15 protein-coding genes and 1 other RNA gene are annotated in these 20,986 nt (G+C 43.3%); 6 read left to right on the top strand and 10 right to left on the bottom strand.

The window, feature by feature from the left end:
* Nucleotides 1-2: 2 nt before the first annotated feature.
* Nucleotides 3-2,477, top strand: coding sequence for a glycoside hydrolase family 127 protein (locus DWV53_RS00845; RefSeq protein WP_118150999.1), 2,475 nt, complete (start codon nt 3-5; stop codon nt 2,475-2,477).
* Between the two features lie 230 nt (nt 2,478-2,707).
* On the opposite strand, the gene DWV53_RS00840 is transcribed toward DWV53_RS00845, so the two are convergent.
* Nucleotides 2,708-3,514 carry a tyrosine-type recombinase/integrase gene (locus tag DWV53_RS00840; RefSeq protein ID WP_118150997.1) on the bottom strand — a complete coding sequence of 269 codons (807 nt, stop codon included), beginning with the start codon at nt 3,512-3,514 and terminating at the stop codon, nt 2,708-2,710.
* A 60-nt stretch (nt 3,515-3,574) separates the two neighbouring features.
* On the opposite strand from DWV53_RS00840, the gene DWV53_RS00835 reads away from it, so the two are divergent.
* Nucleotides 3,575-4,930: a restriction endonuclease subunit S gene (locus DWV53_RS00835; protein ID WP_118150995.1), complete on the top strand. Its 1,356-nt coding sequence runs from the start codon at nt 3,575-3,577 to the stop codon at nt 4,928-4,930.
* On the opposite strand, the gene DWV53_RS00830 is transcribed toward DWV53_RS00835, so the two are convergent.
* The 4 genes from DWV53_RS00830 to hsdR form a co-directional block, all read right to left on the bottom strand.
* The gene (locus tag DWV53_RS00830; protein WP_118150993.1) at nt 4,910-6,499 is read right to left on the bottom strand and encodes a restriction endonuclease subunit S; all 1,590 of its coding nucleotides are present in this window, start codon (nt 6,497-6,499) and stop codon (nt 4,910-4,912) included. The two genes, DWV53_RS00835 and DWV53_RS00830, sit on opposite strands and share 21 nt — an antisense overlap.
* A 135-nt stretch (nt 6,500-6,634) precedes the next feature.
* Entirely contained in the window at nt 6,635-7,741 is a 1,107-nt protein-coding gene (locus tag DWV53_RS00825; RefSeq protein ID WP_118150991.1) for a PDDEXK nuclease domain-containing protein, read from the bottom strand.
* Nucleotides 7,742-7,827: 86 nt separating this feature from the next.
* A complete protein-coding gene (locus tag DWV53_RS00820) occupies nt 7,828-9,336 on the bottom strand; it encodes an HsdM family class I SAM-dependent methyltransferase (RefSeq protein ID WP_118150989.1) in 1,509 nt (502 codons plus the stop codon).
* 16 nt (nt 9,337-9,352) lie between these two features.
* A complete protein-coding gene (gene hsdR / locus DWV53_RS00815) occupies nt 9,353-11,707 on the bottom strand; it encodes an EcoAI/FtnUII family type I restriction enzme subunit R (protein WP_118150987.1) in 2,355 nt (784 codons plus the stop codon).
* Between the two features lie 655 nt (nt 11,708-12,362).
* Between hsdR and DWV53_RS00810 the strand changes: the two genes are divergently transcribed.
* Both DWV53_RS00810 and DWV53_RS16030 read left to right on the top strand, forming a co-directional pair.
* Nucleotides 12,363-13,913 carry a VapE domain-containing protein gene (locus DWV53_RS00810; protein WP_259318879.1) on the top strand — a complete coding sequence of 517 codons (1,551 nt, stop codon included), beginning with the start codon at nt 12,363-12,365 and terminating at the stop codon, nt 13,911-13,913.
* Nucleotides 13,891-14,193 carry a DUF3874 domain-containing protein gene (locus DWV53_RS16030; protein ID WP_259318878.1) on the top strand — a complete coding sequence of 101 codons (303 nt, stop codon included), beginning with the start codon at nt 13,891-13,893 and terminating at the stop codon, nt 14,191-14,193. The genes DWV53_RS00810 and DWV53_RS16030 overlap by 23 nt, the downstream gene beginning before the upstream one ends.
* Before the next feature lie 142 nt (nt 14,194-14,335).
* Here DWV53_RS16030 and DWV53_RS00805 read toward each other — a convergent pair whose 3' ends face one another.
* Complete coding sequence (locus DWV53_RS00805) at nt 14,336-15,781, bottom strand: PepSY domain-containing protein (RefSeq protein WP_118150985.1); 1,446 nt, start codon at nt 15,779-15,781, stop codon at nt 14,336-14,338.
* Nucleotides 15,782-15,940: 159 nt separating this feature from the next.
* Here DWV53_RS00805 and ssrA point away from each other — a divergent pair.
* Nucleotides 15,941-16,338: a transfer-messenger RNA gene (gene ssrA / locus DWV53_RS00800) on the top strand.
* 64 nt (nt 16,339-16,402) lie between these two features.
* Here the strand turns inward: ssrA and DWV53_RS00795 are convergent.
* The 4 genes from DWV53_RS00795 to rsmA are packed head-to-tail and all read right to left on the bottom strand — an operon-like array spanning nt 16,403 to nt 19,716.
* Nucleotides 16,403-17,317 (bottom strand): helix-turn-helix domain-containing protein, encoded by a 915-nt coding sequence (locus tag DWV53_RS00795; RefSeq protein WP_118150983.1) that lies wholly within the window; start codon nt 17,315-17,317, stop codon nt 16,403-16,405.
* Between the two features lie 49 nt (nt 17,318-17,366).
* Complete coding sequence (gene rsgA, locus DWV53_RS00790) at nt 17,367-18,299, bottom strand: ribosome small subunit-dependent GTPase A (RefSeq protein WP_118150981.1); 933 nt, start codon at nt 18,297-18,299, stop codon at nt 17,367-17,369.
* A gap of 34 nt (nt 18,300-18,333) precedes the next feature.
* On the bottom strand, nt 18,334-18,894 hold the full coding sequence (frr, locus tag DWV53_RS00785; RefSeq protein ID WP_006847159.1) for a ribosome recycling factor: 561 nt from the start codon (nt 18,892-18,894) through the stop codon (nt 18,334-18,336).
* Nucleotides 18,895-18,906: 12 nt separating this feature from the next.
* Entirely contained in the window at nt 18,907-19,716 is an 810-nt protein-coding gene (gene rsmA, locus DWV53_RS00780; RefSeq protein WP_022121436.1) for a 16S rRNA (adenine(1518)-N(6)/adenine(1519)-N(6))-dimethyltransferase RsmA, read from the bottom strand.
* Nucleotides 19,717-19,944: 228 nt separating this feature from the next.
* Between rsmA and DWV53_RS00775 the strand changes: the two genes are divergently transcribed.
* Nucleotides 19,945-20,937 (top strand): lysylphosphatidylglycerol synthase transmembrane domain-containing protein, encoded by a 993-nt coding sequence (locus DWV53_RS00775; RefSeq protein ID WP_006847157.1) that lies wholly within the window; start codon nt 19,945-19,947, stop codon nt 20,935-20,937.
* Nucleotides 20,938-20,986: the final 49 nt, after the last annotated feature.

Genomic DNA, 20,986 nt, shown 5'->3' with positions numbered 1-20,986 from the left:
ACATGAAGAAGATTTTAGTAACATCAGCCTTGGCAGCATTGGCATTGATGCCTGCCTCGGCACAGAAGGTGAACAAGAGCTCGGGTGGTTATCCTATCACTCCAGTGCCTTTCACCTCAGTAAAGGTTTGGAACAATACGTTCTGGGGACAGCGTATCGAAACCTCTCGCAAAATAACCATCCCACTGGCTTTCAGCAAGTGCGAAACAGAGGGAAGATACAAGAACTTTGAGCGCGCTGCACATCCTAGCGAAAAGTATGATGTAGGTAAACTGATGCCGCTGAGCTTCGATGATACCGACCCATACAAAACGATTGAAGGTGCCAGCTACGTGCTCCAGACCTACCCTGACAAGAAACTCAAGGCGTATATCGACAGCGTGCTCGACATCATCGCTCCGGCTCAGGAGGCTGACGGATATCTCTATACCGCCCGTACACAGAACCCGAAGCATCCTCATTTCTGGGCTGGCGACAAGCGCTGGAGCAAGGAAGAGGATCTGAGCCATGAGCTCTACAACCTTGGACACATGGTAGAAGGTGCTGTAGCTCATTGGCAGGCTACTGGTAGCCGCAAGTTCCTAGATATCGCCATCCGCTATGCCGACTGCGTGGTTCGCGAGGTTGGTCCTAACCCAGGACAGGCTTGCGTGGTACCGGGACATCAGATTGCCGAAATGGCGCTCTGCAAGCTCTATCTCGCTACAGGCAACAAGAAATATCTCGACGAGGCTAAGTTCTTCCTCGACTATCGCGGTAAGACAAAAATTCAAACAGAATATTCACAGAGCCACAAACCGGTCTTGGAGCAGGACGAGGCTGTAGGTCATGCCGTACGTGCCACCTATATGTATGCAGGTATGGCAGATGTAGCAGCCCTCACCGGCGATACTGCCTATATCCACGCCATCGACCGCATCTGGGACAACATCGTGAGCAAGAAGCTCTACATCACCGGAGGTATCGGAGCCACCAACAACGGCGAGGCTTTCGGCAAGAACTACGAGTTGCCTAATATGAGTGCCTACTGCGAAACCTGCGCAGCCATCGGCAATGTTTATGTCAACTACCGACTCTTCCTCCTCCATGGCGAGAGCAAGTATTACGATGTATTGGAGCGTACCCTCTACAATGGTCTCATCAGTGGTGTGAGCATGGACGGCGGCGGCTTCTTCTACCCTAACCCATTGGAGAGCATGGGTCAGCATCAGCGACAGGCTTGGTTCGGCTGTGCCTGCTGCCCTAGCAACATCTGCCGCTTCCTGCCATCCCTCCCGGGCTATGTATATGCCGTAAAGGATAAGAATGTATATGTCAACCTCTTCCTCAGCAACTCTTCTTCTCTGAAAGTAGCCGGCAAGAAGGTTTCCCTGAGCCAGGATACACAGTACCCTTGGAACGGAGATATCGCTATCAAGGTGGATGACAACAAGGCTGGTCAGTTTGGCATGAAGATCCGCATCCCTGGATGGGTGAAGGGTCAGCCTGTACCATCAGACCTTTACTACTACAGCGACGGCAAGCGACTGGGCTATACCATCACCGTAAACGGCAAGAAAGTAGAGGGTAAGGTGACAGAGGATGGCTATTATACCATCAACCGCAAGTGGAAGAAGGGCGATGTGGTTCGCGTTCACTTCGATATGGAGGCACGCACCGTACGTGCCAACAATAAGGTAGAGGCAGACCGTGGCTGCATCAGCATCGAACGTGGTCCTATTGTATATTGTGCAGAGTGGCCAGACAACCAGGGCTTCGACATCATGAGCATCCTGGAGAACCGCGAACCTCAGTTCGCTGAGGGCAAGCTCTCTTACGATGGCTTCATCGACCCTAAATATAAGAATGTACTGACACTCTACAAGGGCCAGAACATGGAGACCTTGACCGAGAATGTGCAGACTCTCGCCTACGACAAGAGCGGCAAGCTGAGCACCAAGGACCAGACCCTGACCCTCATCCCATACTTCGCCTGGGCTCATCGTGGCAACGGCAACATGAAGGTATGGTTGCCACAGGATGTCAAGGCAGCAAAGCCATCAGCTCCTGCAACTCTCGCAGCACAGGCTAAGGTAGAATTCTCTTCTCCAGTGCCAGCCAAGAGCAGTATTACAGATGTTTTGGTGCCAGCCGATGAGAACGACCGTTCTATCCCATACATCCACTGGTGGCCAAAGAAGAACACCACAGAGTGGATTACCTACACCTTCCCTGAGAGCAAGGAGATCAAGACCAGCACCGTATATTGGTACGACGACCAGCCATGGGGCGGTTGCAAGGTGCCAGACAGCTGGAAGCTCTACTATCAGGACGAGGCAGGCAACTGGAAGGAAGTTCCAGGAGCCAATGCTTATCCATGCAAGCGAGGTGTAGCCTGCATCGTGAATTTCGACCCAGTGAAGACCAAGGCAGTTAAACTCGAGCTGAAGCAGCCAGAAACTCTGTCCTGCGGTTTGTTTGAGTGGAGCGTGAAGTAACAAGATTTATTTTTTAATATTTTTCTTTCAAGAATTGCCATATTGCCATACCAGCCAGTAATCTCTCTGATTACAAAGCTGTTAGGGATATGGCAATTCTTTATTTTTAGGGGTTATCTGCCATATATTGCCAATATGATGATAACATGATTTACTGACGTATTGATTTGTTGTCGTTTATATATGCATGTCATATGATAAAACGTTTTACATGAACCTTTATTGGCATTTTACCAAGTGATAACCTTATCTACGATTTCTTGTTGCTCCAAGCTACTTCTTCGCAGATAGATACGTGTTGTCTCTATGCTTTCATGTCCCATGAGGTCGGCAAGCAAGGCTATATCGTTGAACTTCTCCAAGAAATTCTTGGCATAACGATGGCGGAACGAGTGAGGGTACACCACTTTTTCATTCAAGCCATACTTCATCGCATAGTTCTTCAACTGCTGTGATATGCCTCTTGTCGTGATGCGCTCGCCAAAGCGATTAAGAAAGAGATAGCCACTTGTGCGGTTGAGTGTCTGCAACCACTTTTCTGTTTCCGTGCGCAATGTCTTGGGGATATAGATACGCCGTATCTTGCCACCCTTGGTGTAGATGTCGTAATAGCCTACTTGCACGTGCTCAACCTTGATTTGCACAAGTTCGCTCACTCTGGCACCAGTCGCAGCTAAGAAACGCACCACAAAGTACCACTCCAAGTTGTCTTCCTTCTTCAACTTGTTTTTCAAGAAGGTGTAGTCGGCATTGCTGATGACATTCTCCAGATAAGAACGTTGCTGCACCTTGACCGACTTCAAGCGGAGTTTCGTCTTGCCCACAAATACAAGGTACTTGTTCAACGCCTGAATACGGAGGTTCACCGTCTTTGGTTTGTAAGTCTCAATCAAGTAGGTCTTGTAAACCAACAAGTTTCTCTTGTTCAACTCTTTGTGTCGAGAGCCAAACTCCTTCACGGCATACAGATATGCCGAAATCGTGTTCTTAGCCATATTGCCTTGGCTTAGGAACTCTTCAAATTTGTCTAATTCCATTTCTATTCGTTTATTAGTGAAACATAAAGTTGTCCTAATAAAATAACATAAATTTGTTCTATGAGTTCCTATTATGAGAAGATACTTGCTACGGGAGAGGTGAAGTGCATTGATGAGGAGATACCATTTGAGATACCGCAGGGGTGGGAATGGGAGCGTTGGGGTAATATATCCCAATCTATTCAATATGGATATAATGCTCCGGCATTGGAACATGGTGCAATAAAAATGGTTCGCATTAGCGACATTCAAGAAAATTGTGTTCTTTGGGACAATGTGCCATATTGTCAAATCGCAGAAAACGATATTGATACGTACCTGTTGAAAGTAAACGATATTCTCTTTGCACGAACAGGTGGTACTATTGGAAAATCGTTTTTAGTTGAGGAAGTACCAGAAAGAGCTATTTATGCAGGGTATTTGATAAGAACTAGATACAGTTCTTTACTTAATCCTCGTTACATGAAATCATTTATGGAGAGCCAATTGTATTGGGAGCAACTCAAAAATGGTACTATAGCTACAGCTCAACCAAATTGTAATGGCAAAACACTTGCAAAAATGTTGTTGCCTATACCTCCAGCAAAGGAACAAGATAGGATAGTTGGAAAACTAACACAATTGTCTCCATTCTTGAATAATTATACTCAATGCCAAGAGAGATTGAATCTGTTGAACGAGGAAATAAAGGAACAGTTAAAAAAGTCTATTTTACAGGAAGCAATTCAAGGAAAACTTGTTCCGCAACTTGCAGCAGAAGGTACTGCTCAAGAATTGCTTGACCTGATTAAGATGGAAAAGCAGAAACTCGTCAAAGAAGGCAAGCTAAAGAAGTCTGTCCTCAATGATTCTGTTATCTTCCGTGGTGACGATAACAGGTACTATGAGAAGATTGGGAAAAAGTGCGTGGATATAACTGAAGAAATACCATTTTCTATTCCTGCAAATTGGCAATGGATTAGGTTAGATCAAGGGATTTCTTTGCTATCAGGCAGGGATTTAGACCCCTCACAATACAACGAATTACATCATGGAATACCATATATTACAGGAGCTAGCAATTTTGTCAATTCAAGCTTACTTATTAATAGATGGACAGATTCACCTATAACAATTGCAAATAAAGGTGATTTGCTTCTTACTTGTAAAGGAACAATTGGCTCTATGGCATTTAATGATATTGGCCAAATTCATATTGCGAGACAGGTTATGGCTATCACATCTTTTGGTATAGATTTGAAATATATCAAGTGTTTTTTGCAGGGTAACCTTAGTATTCTTGAAAAAAATGCAAACAGTATGATTCCTGGAATATCACGAAGTACTTTGCTAGGCATGCTGTTTCCGCTGTCACCATTTAAAGAGCAGCAACGCATTGTCGCTCAAATAGAAAAACTATTTGAGCAACTGCATTAATTGCTCTATCTTTTCAACAATGCGTTGTTGTTCTACCAAAGAAGGTAAGGGTATTAATAAATTCGACAAGCTTTTACTATTAAGAGTTTTACCTTTAATTGCATCTTTCGATTCTCCGAGATTAGCAATTAGAGGTAAAATTTTGAACAGGTAATCTCTCATAGCATATTCTTTATCAACAACAGGTCGTATTGTTATAATAGCCTCATTGTGAAATGCATCAATATCCAAAATTGAAGTCTTACCTATACTTAGTTTGAAACTCATAAGAAGGCATCCTTTTTCACTGATAGGAGCGGAGAAAACTTCTTTGACTGCCAAATCTGAAACCTTTTCTTTTGTTGTGGAAATTAAGCCTCCGTCTATCATATCTGATATTGAAACCCAATTGTATTTGCCATTTATCCAATATGTCTGTTCACCTCTTGCAGGCGTTTTTCCAATAGTCATTGATGCAATGTTGGAAAATCTGCACCAGCACCAATTGCATGGCAAATCGAATGGTATTTCATCGGTGATATCATTGCATTTTTCACTTATCTGCTCATAGTACCTGTTATCGTCACCACGGAAGATAACAGAAGAAGCTAAGGCAGACTTCTTTAGCTTGCCCTCCTTCACTAACTTTTGCTTCTCTGCTTTTATCTGTTCAAGCAGTTCCTTAGCTGTGCCTTCTTCGGCTATTTGTGGTACAAGTTTGCCTTGTATAGCTTCTTGTAAAATGGATTTCTTTAAATCTCTGTAAATGTCTGTATCAATATCGTGCAACTGCTCCTGTAAATTAGAAAAATGATTCACAAAATGCAATGTGTATTCTAGTTTTGAAACAATTTTAGTTTGTTCCGCAAAAGGTGGAATTGGGACTAATGTGTTTGCAATTCTAAAAATAGCCAACTTAGGTTGCCCAACTTGCTTTGTGTTATCTCGAAATTGAGATTGTGCGTATTCAGAACGTACATAATACAAAAGAAAGTATTTATTGATAGGAATATTTGTTAGTTTAACTGCGTTTTCTGTCAAATTCATGTTGTCAAACATTTTAGGAACAAGACCTGCCTTACCAATTGTTGAACCAACGATTGTTAGATACAAATCGTCTTTTCCAATAGTGTAATTTTGAATTTGATTATAAACATCATCAGTAATATACTTTAAATCCTTACTTACAATTGTACCATCTTGCATATCTGAAACCCGGATGTAAATGTGATTAGTTTTATTATCTGTTAATTTATATCCAGCAGGTAGTCTTTTACCTCCTTTAATATCAATTAAATTTCCAAGTCTCGCCCAACTCCAAGATGTAGGTATCTCAAATGGTATCTCCTCATCAATACATTTCACCTCTCCCGTAGCAAGTATCTTCTCATAATAGGAATTGTCCTCACCACGGTAGATAATAGATGCGTTCTTGTCACGCTTGATTTTCTTCTCCTTGATCAAGCGTTCTTTCTCTTGACGAATCTTATCAAGCAAAACGCTTGCAGGTTCGTCATTGGGGTCTTGCGGTACAAGTTTTCCCTGTATCGCCCATTGTAATATGCTGTTCTTTAATTGTTTTCCGTTCATTGTCTATAATTTCAATGTATCTTTAAAAGTTATTGGACTGCCTCTGAGTTTGAATTGGTCAAGCAATGCTTGACTAATTTGTGGGACAGTGTTCCACATTTTATAATTCGCCAACAACTTGTTGGCGAATTATAATTATTTCTTGTCTTCATCTAATTCTGCTTCCAACTTGAGGTTTTCTTTTATCTCCTCTGGAGTTGGCAACATTTCCACTGCTTTAAGAATCTCATTCTCATATTCGGCCACGCCCAATGGACGATCGACACCTTTGAAAGCCCATTCTACGGTCATGTCATCCTTGTGCTTGCAAATGAGTAGCCCAATAGTAGGATTATCATCTGCCCCTTTCATCAATTCGTCAACAGCAGAAACATAGAAGTTCAACTTACCTGCAAACTCAGGCTCAAAATCTACTACTTTTAATTCGATTACTACATAGCAGCGCAGCTTAATATGATAGAAAATCATATCTGGACGGTAGACCTTTCCTGATGGCATGACAAGTTCTTTTTGTCTTGCCACATAAGCAAATCCTTGCCCTAACTCTAACAGAAACTCAGTTATGTGCCTTGACAATTTCTCTTCAAACTCACATTCGCTGTATTCTTCCTGCATCTGCATGAAGTCCAGATTATATGGACTCTTTAATACTTCCTTAGCAAGATTTCCCTGTATCGCAGGTAACTTGTCTGAAAAATTAGTGTGGGCACTTCCAACTGCCTCATATAGGTGTGAATCCAAACAGCGATTTAATGCATTTCTGCTCAAATTCTCGCTTACTACTTTGTGAATATAAAACATCGCTTCTTCTATGCTCTCTGATTTAGAGATAATTGAGATGTGATGTCCCCATGGTACATAAGCAAACACCTCTGGCATTTCCAAATCGCCAACAAGTTGTTGGCGATTTACTTGACTTGAATTATAAAAGGCATACCACTGTCTGGCATATTTAAGATTGGTATATGAGAGACCTCTACTATGAGGAAACTCATGCTGTAAGTCCAAGCTTAGATTTTTTAAAACACTTGTTCCCCATTTTGCCTCTGCTTTCATCAGCATTATATCACGCCCAAGCGACCAATAGAAGCGAAGCATGCCTTCATTGACCTTTATCGCTGCTTTTACTTGTGACTGTTTGTAACGCTTGGTCAATTCGCCAATCCACTTCTTGTATTCTGCAGAAGGTATGGATAGGTATCTGTTTACGAATATTGGTTTTTCTGTTTCTTTATTTGCCATTATTTTTCTTTTTTGCTGTTGAAATTCAGAAAAGCAATGACAACATTGCTTTTCTGAATTTGTGAGACGGCGTCTCACAAATCTTGTCATTCATCAATTTTCACTTCTATTCCCAAGATACGCTGTATCTCTGCCAATGTCTTATCAATCTCATGATCAAGAGCCTTGCGCTTCTTGAAATAGTCGGCAAGCAGTTCGGCAGGAGGCAAGATTTCTTCATCCTCTTTCGGGAACTTGCACAAGTCGAAGTTGCAATCGGTGGCGATAAGGTCTTCAACCGAATAGCAACGAGATTTCTCGTCACCATCAGCAATAATAATCTCCTTACGGTCGTTCCACCACTCACGGATTGGGTCGCAATGTTCCGACTTCATGGACTTTGTCTTGGAGAAATGCTTGTAACCCTCTGGCATATCCAAACGGTAGAACCACGTTTCCTTTGTAGAATAACCTTCTGGAGCACCATCCGCACTGGTATTGTCGAAGAACAAAATGTTCGTGGCAATCGAAGTGTAAGGTGCAAAGATACTGCCAGGCAAACGGATAATGGTGTGCAAGTTGAAATCCCTGAGCAACTTTGTCTTAATGGCAATCTTTGTGTTATCTGCTCCAAAAAGGAAACCATCAGGAACAATGACAGCAGCACGGCCATTTTTCTTCAAGCGATACATGATAAGCACCATGAAGAGGTCGGCAGTCTCGCTACTGCGCATATCAGAAGGAAAGTGAGATTTCACGTCGGCCTTTTCATTACCTCCGTATGGTGGATTCATCAAAACAACATCAAACTTGTCTCCGTCTGTATAGTTGAGAACATCTTTGGTAAGCGAGTTGTCGTGATATACCAATGGCGTGTCGATACCATGCAGCAACAGGTTTGTCACACATAGCATATACGGGAATTGTTTCTTTTCTATGCCAAATACAGACTGATTGTACTCTTTGCGGTCTTCAGCAGTCTTTACCTTCTTGTCCAATTCACCCAACCAACTTGTGATGAAACCTCCTGTACCACAAGCGAAGTCTGCCATTTTCTCACCAATCTGCGGATTGACTATCTCTGCCATAAATTCGGTCAAGGCTCTTGGGGTGTAGAACTCACCTGAGGAACCTGCCGACTGCATTTCTTTAAGGATAGTCTCATATATCTCACCGAAAGCATGACTCTCTTCATAGTCACCAAGATTCAATCCGTCTATCACATTAAGCACCTGGCGGAGCTGAACGCCATCTTTCATATATTGGTTGGCATCCTCAAAAGTTGTCTTTACTATTGCCTGACGAATTGGGGTATCAGGTGTAACCTCTATGTTTTTGAGTTCAACAAACAAGGTGTTGTTGACAAACGAAAGCAGTTCGTCACCAGTCAAGGCATTGCCACTTCCATCATCATGTGCCCAGTTGCGCCAACGGCATTCTTCTGGAATAATTGACTTGTAATCATCATCGTCCAACTCCCAATCATTCTCTTTCTCGTCATAGACTTTCAAGAACAGCATCCACGCCATTTGTTCTATGCGTTGCGCATCACCGTTGATACCGGCATCATTGCGCATGATATTGCGTACTCGTTTTACGAAATTTGATAAACTCATTTTATATTGTTTCTTTTTATGCTATATTATATATTGTCTGCTCCAACTCTTTTACGGCCTTCAGATACTCTCTCTTGCCACCGAAGAACTTTACTATATTTGCCTTAGAGCCCAATCGGCGGAAAGGATCGTTTTCAAGCACAGTGAGACTTTCAAGTTCAGAAATGCCTTCTTCCATGTACTTCTCCAGCAAATTCTCAAGTACCAGCCGTGCCTGCTCACCATACTTGGTAAATATATCACGCTTTTTCACTTGCTCAGCACGTTCCCGCCTCGTCAGAGTCTTCTTGCCGTATGCGATATGGCAGATGAAATCAAAATCATCCACATTGCTCATTTCCTGTGAAGTTTTTAATTCTGCAAGATCTATGCCTCTTTCTTTCAGCATATCAGCAATATCTGACTTTTTCTTTATTTCATTCCATTTGGAGGTAAATGTATCAATGGTAGCAAACGAATCAAGGATATTCTTCTTCATGTAGTCGGTAATACTCTCCGTGCGAAGCAGCTTGCCATCGGCATCGTAAACGGACACTACCTTATTGACAACCATTACCTGGCAGCCATCTTTATCTACAAGAGGCTTTGGACGAGTGATAGGATCACCAACTATTGGCGGTGTATCATCTACAGGCTGAACTGGAGTTTCTGCCTCTCTGGACTTTATAGGATAATCGGGATCCATCTCGATAGGTCCGTCCCAATCTGGGTCAGCAAACAAGCGTGTTACATTTCGAAAGTCCATCACCGTGAAATTGGTCTTTCCCTCATTCTCACGAAGACGGGTTCCGCGTCCTATAATCTGCTTAAACTCCGTCATGGAACCAATCTGTTGGTCAAGCACTATCAGCTTTACCATCTTGCAATCCACACCGGTAGAAAGCAGTTTGCTGGTTGTTGCAATGACTGGATATTCCGAAGATACTGAAATAAAGTAATCCAACTTGCCTTTACCATACTCATCGCTACCTGTTATGCGAACCACATAGTCAGGATTTTTCTTGCACATATCAGCATTGGCATTGGTCAATGCCAGACGCATACGCTCCGCATGTGTTTCATCAGCACAGAACACTATGGTCTTAGCCATGCGGTCAGTGCTTTTCAGATAGTTGGTTATCTCTTGCGCAACTTCCCTTATACGGTCTTCTATAATAATGTTATAATCATAGTCGCTGTTGTTATAAATGCGGTCTTCCATCTCGTTGCCGTATATATCCTTTTGTCCCTTTGTCGGTCTCCACTCATCGCCAATGTTGGTTGTGATGTTGATTACCTTGAAAGGAGCTAGGAAACCGTCCTCAATTCCGTTTTTAAGACTATATGTATATATAGGCTCACCAAAGTAGCCAATACTTGACTGGTACTTTGTTTCTTTTGGTGTTGCTGTCATACCTATATGAGTAGCCGAAGAAAAGTATTCCAAGATGTTTCGCCAGTTGCTATCATCCTTTGCGCTACCTCTATGACACTCATCAACGATAACAAGATCAAAATAGTCTGGATTAGGAAACAACTCCTTATAGTTTTTGGCATCATTCTGTCCAATCAACTGTTGATAGAGTGCAAAGAATACTTGATAAGACCCCAATTCTTCCAAGTGGTTCTTGTCTTTTGAGTAGTCTATCTTGTGCGTTACCTTTTCTAATGGTTTGAAGTCTTGCTGTATGGATTGATCAACCAATATATTGCGGTCTGCAAGATACAACACTTTCTTCTTCAAACCACTTTTAAGTAAACGCCATACAATCTGAAATGCAGTATATGTCTTGCCAGTGCCAGTTGCCATGACAAGGAGCACACGGTTTTGTCCTCTCGCAATAGCATTGACAGTGCGGTTTACAGCATTGCGCTGATAATATCGTGGCGGGAATATATTCTGACCAGTGCAAAAAGGCTGCTTTATGATAGCCAGCTCTTGTTCGTTAAGTCCGTTTCCATCGTTAGCCTCATTTTTATATCTTTCGATAAGTTCTTCTTTTGTTGGAAATTCGTCCATAGCAAAAGTGCGTTCCTTGCCTGTCAAGAAGTCATGTTCGGCAAACCCTTCACCATTTGAACTGTATGCAAACTTCACATCAAGCATTTGGGCATAGGTCATGGCTTGTTGCAATCCATGAGAAACAGAATGATTGGCATCCTTTGCTTCTACAATAGCAATGGGTGTTGCCTTATTTGCATAAAGTACATAGTCGGCAAACTTCGGTTTCTCTCTATGCACAAGATTACCATGAAGGCTAATTTTACCGTCAGTAAATTTAACCTTCTGTTCCATGAATATACTATCCTTTGACCATCCCTTGCTTGTGATGGCTTCGTTGATATAGCGGAACTTGATGTCCTCTTCTGTTAAATCTTTGCTTATGCCCATATTCAAATAATATTTTATTATCAGAAGTTCTACAACATACTTGCCAAGATATCTTTTATCTTATCTTGTTTTGTTTCATAAATTCACTGAATTTAGCTGCAAATATACATTAAATTATGCGATAATCATTATAAATTAAGCTATTTTATGTAAATTATTCCAATATAGCGATTGTTATTTCGTGTAGTTATTGTATCTTTACTGCTGAGAAGAGTTGTTTGACAGCAAACTTATGCATATTGCAGAAATTGGGACTGTTGCCAAATCATTATCTCTATTGAGGTAAAAGACTCATAATTCGCTCATTTTAAGCTATTCAGCAGATTTCAGCGTATTTTTTGAGAAAAACACAGAAAGTATTAAGCAAAAAAGCATTTTTTCGGTTCAATGCTTGGGGATTTCAATCTTTTTTCGTAACTTCGCCATCGATGCGGAAGAAATTACGTCCCGACGTAGCATCTGATACATCGCGACGTAACAACAACTGCGTCACGACGCAGCATCAGATACGTCGCGACGCAGTTTCAGATACATCCTGGCTTAGCAAGTAATGCTTTCCGAAATCCAAGTGAGCCTCTTTTGAACTCCAAGTAAGCCCTACTCAAACATTACGTAAGCCTCACTCGAAAAAGAAATAACTTTAATAACAGGACAGATGAGAATAACAATCATCAGAACCAACCGGCAACACCAGCTTTGCGTTACCAACAGAAGTATCGGACACCTTTTGGAGCGTATGCTCAAAGATGATTCCAAGTTTACCATCCAGAAATTCAGAGATATGGTTCCTTCCATGAATTTCGGTTACGATGGGTATAAAGACATGCCCACCTGGCACCGGGTATACCCTGCCGCCGAGTTTCAGAAAGATGAGAACGGGGATCTCAGGATGAAGGCATTCAACGGCCTCTTGCTCCTATCGTTCAGGAATATACTGAAACCAGAAGACGTCCTGCTCGTGAAGAAACAAGCTGCCTTTCTCCCCTCCACCCTCATTGCCGTGACCGGAGCCGATGGCAGAAGCGTGGAAATACTGGTAAAATTCTCTGATGAAAAGGGTGAACTGCCTACAGATGAAGAACATGCCGACCGACTCTACCAAAGTGCATACCGACACATCCTGCCCATCTACCAGTCTGTCATCCATGCCGAGATAGCCAGCCAAAAGCCTTCGATAAGAAGCTATTTCCTCCTTACGCTCGATACCCAACCCTATTATAATCCTCAGGCTGTCGCCTTGAAAGTAGACGAGAAACTGATGCTTCAAGAACCAACCCCATCCATACCTGAGGCTAAAAGCGACCCGACTGACAAGAAAGAAAAAGGCATGAAAGGCTCGAAAGAGAACATCGAGAAGATGATGAAATATCTGAACGAGAAGTATGACCTGAGATACAACATGGTGATGAAATATACCGAATATGTACCGAAGGACAAGGAATGGATTGGATTTCAAGCCGTGGAACCGAGAGTACAGAAGAGTCTGACACTAGAAGTGCAACTGGCAGGTATCAACGTCAGCATCAAGGACGTTAGAAATTTCCTGGAATCCAATTTCATCAAGAACTATAATCCCGTAGAGGAATTTCTGTTCATCTGTTATGACAACTGGGACGGCAAGGACCATATACGTGCCTTGGCACGTACCGTGCCTACCAACAACCCGCACTGGGAAGACTGGTTCTACACCTGGTTTCTAGCCATGGTGGAGCAATGGCACAACCGCACCGGCAGACAGTATGGCAACAGCGTGGCTCCCCTGCTCATATCCAAACAGGGCTACAACAAGAGTACTTTCTGCCGCCGTCTGATTCCACCCCAGCTGCAATGGGGCTACACCGATAATCTGATTCTCTCGGAGAAGAGACAGGTGTTGCAGGCTATGAGCCAGTGCCTACTCATCAATCTGGATGAATTCAACCAGATTTCAGCCAAGGTACAACAGGGATTCCTGAAAAATCTCATCCAGTTGCCAAACGTGAAATACAAGCCACCCTATGGCAGCCATGTACAGGAGTTCCCCCGCACCGCCTCCTTCATCGCCACAAGCAATATGGACGACATTCTGACCGACCCTTCCGGCAACCGCCGATTCATCGGCATCGAACTGACGGGTCCTATTGATGTAAGCGTGCGCCCCAACTATCAGCAACTCTTTGCCCAAGCAGAAAAGGCAATCTGTAATGGAGAAAAGACCTATTTTTGATGCAGAACAGACGGCTCTCATCATGGAGAACAACAGGCGATACCAACAAATAGATCCAGTCATGCAATGCTTCAGCGAGAGTTTTACGCCAACAGAAGACGAAAATGAGGGTACTTTCATGACTGCCGCCGCCATTTTTAGCGAGTTAAAGGCGAAATATGGGGCATCATTGGAAGCAAAAAGCCTTCTTTCGTTCGGTCGATGCCTGAAGAACATCGATGGACTAAAGAGAAAAAGAACGATGAAAGGTACTGAGTATCTGGTTATAAGGCGAAAATAGCATTAAATTCTCACAATGGCAATATATGGCAATTCCCGGCGCTTTTCCGAGAATTGCCATACGTACTTTTACGCTGAGTATCAACCATTTGCACATACAATATGGCAATATGGCAATTAAAACAACGCATTCAAACTTTTTTTTATTTTTTCTTCACCAGTCTAATGACATACCCAGACCAAAGGCACCATACGGCAAGTATTCCCATCACGAAGATAAATATATATGTAGCAATACTACCTATGAAGATTCTACCGCTATGAGCCTCCAGAGCCACAGTCCATAATGACATGGGCAGTTGGTTCATATAAGCGGGTTGTGGCGCAAAGTCGGTTCCTTCATTATACTCAGCAATGACAGGCGTATCAGAGAAATCCTGACTCATACCTGCTATCGCCTTTTTTCCGAATGGTGCGCCAGCGTTCTTTAAAGCCGCTTTCCCGGTAGAATAATCAACGGTTGTCCCCTTCACTCTATCCCAAACAAAGAGACCACTAAACGAACCGCAATACCATTTACCATCTTTGTTTTGCTGAAGGACATTCAATCCCATAACACTGACTGGTGGAGTATTGGGTATTGACTCCAACTTTCCTGTCTGGAAATTCACGGAAAAGAAACCATCCGAAGTTGACAAGAGCCAGTCACCGAACTTTTCATCATAACGCACCACACGGAGTTTGTCATTCCAAGGGTTCTTGCTATGAAGCGTCGTCCCAGGAATAGACGGCATCTTGTTCAACACCAAGGCTATCATCACAGGTGGACGAAGGCACCAACCTGTCAGGGCTATCAACAAAGTAAGCATGATGGTGTATCGGCCTATTTTGTCATGCCATTGTAGCGAAAAGCGAAGCAACCTCTTCTGTTTAGGCTTTAACCAGAAGATAAGACCTGAGATGCAGAGCAACACCAGGATGATGGCAATGCCATCTACGATGAGTTTACCAATGCTACCAAACAACTCTCCACTGTGAAGCAGCCATATCGTACGAAAGACTGTAACCTTCCCATCATACTCCTTTGGCATAGGCAATTCTATCCGGTGGAAGTTCTGATAAGGTGGCAAGGAAACATAAGCATAGGAGCGGCTGAGAACCAAAAGCGTATCTCCATGAGCAGAAATGTCGCTCAACTTCTCTTCCGGCTCTGTTGGAAGAGTTACGCTTTTCCATATTTTGTGACTCCCCAACCGGTAGAGTGAAAATGGAGATACCGACCAGACAGAACCATCATCCGTTCTGATAACATTTCTTATCTGTCGGCAGTCTGCTCCTGCTGGCATCCCCTTATTAAAGTCCTTGAATGTGGATGCTGTAGAATCCGTTTGCCAGATTCCCCCGTTTCCATACAGCAATATGGCATCATCCAAAGCAAGCGTTCCCCTCAGCAACCCGCCATTCCAATTCTTAAATTCATAGCGGCTTGGCAGATATTTCCTGCTCACGTCCACATCTTTGATAAGCGAACGGTGGTTGAGCAGAATACCCGACAAGCAGAACATCAGCATGAAAAAGCTCATACCGATACCTAACCATTTATGTTGTTTTCTCCAAGTTATTTTTTTATTTAGCATATTCATAATCATTATTACTATCTTAAATCAGGCTGCAAAGGTACATATTTCTAAGAAGGTATGCAATACCTAAAAATAATGAAAATGAGGATGCTGGCAGTTTTTTCCCTAAAAATATTTGGTAATTTCAAATTTTCGCCTTATCTTTGCACCCAATATCAGAAAATTCTCGGGGTTGACTGGATTTGACGGCGAGATGAAATGGTACGTAAGCATGCGGAGGCTCGTTGGCTACCTCCTAAATCCTAGTGAACAAAAAATTAATTGGCGAAAATAACTACGCTCTCGCTGCCTAGTCGAAGTATAGTAAACTAGCTTTATTCCAGCACAGGGTGCTGGAACGAGACATCGCTCAACGGATGTTGTTCCGAATCTTGTTGATCAAGCGGTGCAGGTAAATCGGAAATAGTTCATGTACGCCTCGTTGCATGGATGAAATTTTAGAGGATAAGGGTATGATTGGTGGTCCAGGTCCTGTCATGCCTCGAAAACCGAAGGCTGGAATAAGCATGTAGAAAGCGTATGGTTTCCTTGTGCGGACGAGGGTTCGAATCCCTCCAGCTCCACCCTATTTGATAGAAACAAAAAACTCGCAGATTCTTTCTTTAGAATTTGCGAGTTTTTATTTTGCTGTTATTGTTTTCTCAAACTTTCACGATACTTCAGAGGTGACATGTGCAGATGCTCTCTTACATATTTACCGAAGAATGAGGTATTGGAGAAGCCCAGTATACCTGAAATCTCCTTGATTGTTTTCGTTGTAGAACGGAGATAATAGGTGATATCAGCAAGCGTATACTCCGTAATCCACTCGATGGCTGTCTTGCCGGAATGGCGCTTGCAGATGATGGAGAGATATTTTGGCGTGATGCAAAGCTGCTGCGCAAAATATTCTACAGGCTGATGCTTGATTTCGCTCTGCTGCAACATCTTCAGAAACTTATCAAAGAAATCGCTGGCACTGGTTCCCAAAGTTTCTTTCGGGAGATCTGTCAGCAAAAGATTGCTCACAGCAAGAAGAGCACTCTTCAGGAGCGTCTCCACTATCTCACGGCGATATGGTTTCCACGAACTGCGGTCGTTGAACTTCGGATCCAGACAGAGGCGCACCAAGTCGGTAAACTTAGAATAGAATACCATATCCACCTCATTCATCTTCAACACCGAAACCTTGCTCACATACATGGCACGGTTCCATACCGAGATATGAGAACGAAGAATACCAAGCAAGCCGTGATTGCTGACACACATGGCTGTGCATGCAAAATCTTCCGACACCTCTTTGATGTCGAGAATTGAGTTAGATGGACTGATAAATATATCGCCCTTCTCCACGGTGAATTCCCGCCCGTTGAGTTCTGCTCTCAGGCTGCCTCTCTGACAGGATGCAATCATGTTCATCTGGAATCTCATAGGGTCTGGGTTCTGCAACACCTTGACATTATCTATAATCAAGATGTCCTCATCCAGATAGCTCGCACTGATTTCAGCACTCTGTGCGAACTCACCTTCTTCGATACGCTGCCTGACGTCCTTCTGTTCTTTCATTAATATGATTTTTTTAATTTCTTCACTCTTCGTTCTTCACTCTTCCCTATCAAAAAGCCTCTCTGTATTTGTTTTCGTCCTTATCCTCCAACATAGAGAGATAACTCTGATAGCGGCTAGCTGCAATATAATGTTCCTCAACCGCCTTGATTACCGCGCACCCCGGTTCGTGGGTATGGGTACAGTCAGAGAACTTACAATTCTGAGAGAACTTGAAGATTTCCTTAAAATAGCTGGTCAGCTCTTCCTTTTCGATATCAAAGGTACCAAAGCCCTTGATGCCCGGAGTATCAATGAGATAACCACCTTCCGGCAGTTCCAGCATCTCACTGAAGGTTGTGGTATGCATTCCGCTATTATGCGCCTCGCTGATTTCGGCGGTACGCTGCTCTGCATCAGGAATGAGCTGGTTGATGAGGGTTGACTTTCCTACCCCGCTGTTGCCGCTCAACAAAGATTTCTTATCCTTGATAAGAGGCCGCAACAGTTCAACACCTTCTCCTGTAGCTGCCGACAATTCAATACATTTATATCCGATGGTTTCATAGAGTGTACACATCATCTTCTCGTAATGCAATTCTTCTTCTGAAAGTATGTCACTTTTATTAAAGATGATGATAACAGGCACTCTGTAGGCCTCAGCACCAGCCAGGAATCGGTCGATGAAGGTAGTAGATGTCTGCGGATAATTCACCGTTACCACAAGCAGCGCCTGGTCTACATTAGCAGCCAGAATATGACTCTGCTTACTGAGGTTAGGTGATTTACGAATGATATAGTTTTGGCGGTCTTCGATAGAAGAGATAAATGCCGTACCCTCCTGATTGGTAATAAGCTGCACATAATCGCCTACAGCCACAGGATTGGTGCTGCGGATGCCCTTCAATCTGAAATTGCCCTTGATTTTACTTTCAATCAGCTGGCCATCGTCTGTCTTGACGGTGTACCAGCTGCCTGTATTTTTAATAACGAGTCCTCTCATTATCACTTATTAAATAATGTAAGTTCAGAATGATTTAGACTGTCATGATTTCCTTCTCCTTCTCGTCCATCAGGTTTTCGAGCTGCTTGATGTACTTGTCGTGGAGTTTCTGCAAATCATTCTCAGCATCCTTCTCCAAGTCTTCAGAAAGTCCATCCTTGATAGCTTTCTTCAACTTCTCCTTGATTTCCTGGCGCACGTTGCGCACCTCAATCTTAGCACGCTCAGCAATCTTATTACACTGCTTTACGAGTTCCTTACGGCGCTCACCTGTTGGCTGAGGAATACCCAAACGTACGATTTCGCCATTGTTCTCAGGAGTGATACCTACACCACTATCCATAATAGCCTTTTCGATATCCTTGATAGCCTTTTTGTCCCAAGGGCGGATAGCGATAGTACGGGCATCAGGGGTTGTAACTGTAGCTACCTGGTTCAGAGGAACCATACTGCCATAACTATTTACGCGCACACCATCGAGGATGGCGACATTAGCACGACCAGCACGAACATGAGAGAGTTCCTCTGCGAGATACATTGCTGCCATCTCCATACGCTCTGCTGCAGAATTCAAAGTTTCTTTAACGTCTATCATAATTATATGTTTTTATTTTATTAATTCTAATCTTTTCAATTCTTCGCCCACATAGTTGGTGAGTTCTACAAACTGCTGGATAGTGAGCTGTTCAGGACGCTTGGTCATGATGTCGGTGGTGTAGAAATCCTCGCGTGGGGTTACACCCGGGAACATCTGCTTGAGGCTTACACGGAGCATCTTGCGACGCTGGTTGAAGACTGTCTTAACCAGACGCTTAAACAGTTTTTCATCACAGCCAAGGTCAGTCACCTTGTTACGAGTCATGCGGATTACCGCACTCTTTACCTTTGGTGGTGGGTTGAACACATTCTCATCTACCGTAAAGAGATATTCCACATCATACCATGCCTGGATGAGCACACTGAGGATACCATAGGCTTTGTTGCCTGGTTCTGATGCCATACGCAATGCCACCTCGCGCTGAATCATTCCGGTACAGCAAGGAATGAGATCCTTGTAATCGAGCATCTTGAAGAATATCTGCGATGAGATATCGTATGGATAATTACCTGTCAGTACAAACTGCTTTCCATCGAATATCTGGTTCAAATCCATTCTCAGGAAGTCTTCACCAATAATATTATCCTTGAGTGTCGGGAAATTCTCATGAAGATACGCCACCGACTCCGAGTCGATTTCCACTGCCTTGACGGGTCTTGGTTTCTCTACGAGATATTGGGTAAGAACGCCCATACCTGGTCCGATTTCGAGAACAGGAATATCCGGGCAGGCATCCACCGTATCGGCGATGCGCTTTGCTATATTGAGGTCGGTCAAGAAGTGCTGACCGAGATTCTTCTTAGGCTTTACAGCTTTCATATCTTATCTTTATATTATATATTTTGCAAAAATACGATTATTTTTTGAGAATCCACACGAAGTATGCGATTTTTTTTATCTTTTTGGGTAAAAAAGGGAAAGAGCCACTTGTTTCTTAAAAAAAAGGCTATACTTTTAGCCATAAATGGCGCCCAAGCGTTTATTTATGCTAAAAATATGCAGATTCGAACGATATTGTCAATAAAAGTATTATCTTTGCATCTAATTATGGATATAAAGAAGATAGCAAACAACATATGGAAGGTGGCTTTGTCGCTCATTCTGGGTGGCGCCATCCTTTATTGGATGTATCGCGGATTCGACTTCAAGCAAGTAGAAGATGTTCTGCTTCACAAGATGAGTTGGACCTGGATGCTGCTGTCGTTCCCTTTTGGCATCTCTGCCCAGGTGTTCAGAGGATGGAGATGGAAACAGTCGCTGGAGCCATTAGGCGAGAAGGCCCGCTCCAGTATCAGCATCTACTCCATCTTCCTGTCCTATGCTCTGAGTCTTGTAATTCCTCGTGCAGGCGAGTTTGCCAGATGCGGCGTATTGAAGAAATGGGATGATGTTTCGTTTCCGAAAGCCTTGGGTACCGTCGTTACAGAAAGAGCCATCGATTCACTCCTCGTGCTGCTGATTACGGCGCTGGTCTTTGTGATGCAGATTCCGGTATTCCTCAATTTCTTTGAGAAAACAGGCACTAGCATGGACAGTTTACTCTGCCAATTTACAGCCACAGGTTACATAGTGACTGCTATCTGTGGCATAGCAGTACTCATCCTGGCTCACTATCTGCTCAAGCGACTCGCTATATATAATAAGGTGAAAGCAACACTGGGAGGACTCTGGCAAGGTATCATCTCGCTGAAAGGTGTCAGAAATGTACCGCTCTACATCGCCCTTACACTGGGCATCTGGTTGAGCTATTTCTTCCACTACTATCTCACCTTCCAATGCTTCGAGGCAACCTCCCATCTTAATCTGATGTGCGGTCTGGTGACATTCATCGTGGGCAGCATAGCGGTCATCGTACCAACTCCTAACGGAGCCGGACCTTGGCATTTTGCCGTCAAGACAATGCTCATACTCTATGGCATTCAGGCAAACGATGCCCTCTTCTTCGTTCTCATCGTACACTCCGTGCAAACCCTGCTTGTAGTCCTTTTGGGAATCTATGCCTGGATAGCACTGGCGTTTACCGGGAAAGTTAAAAGATAAAAGTTAATAGTTAAAAGTTAATAGTTGATAGCGGCTACGCCGTATAGCG

Source organism: Segatella copri (assembly GCF_003465495.1).
Lineage (GTDB): Bacteria > Bacteroidota > Bacteroidia > Bacteroidales > Bacteroidaceae > Prevotella > Prevotella copri_G.
This window is presented reverse-complemented; position numbering and strand designations above follow the sequence as displayed.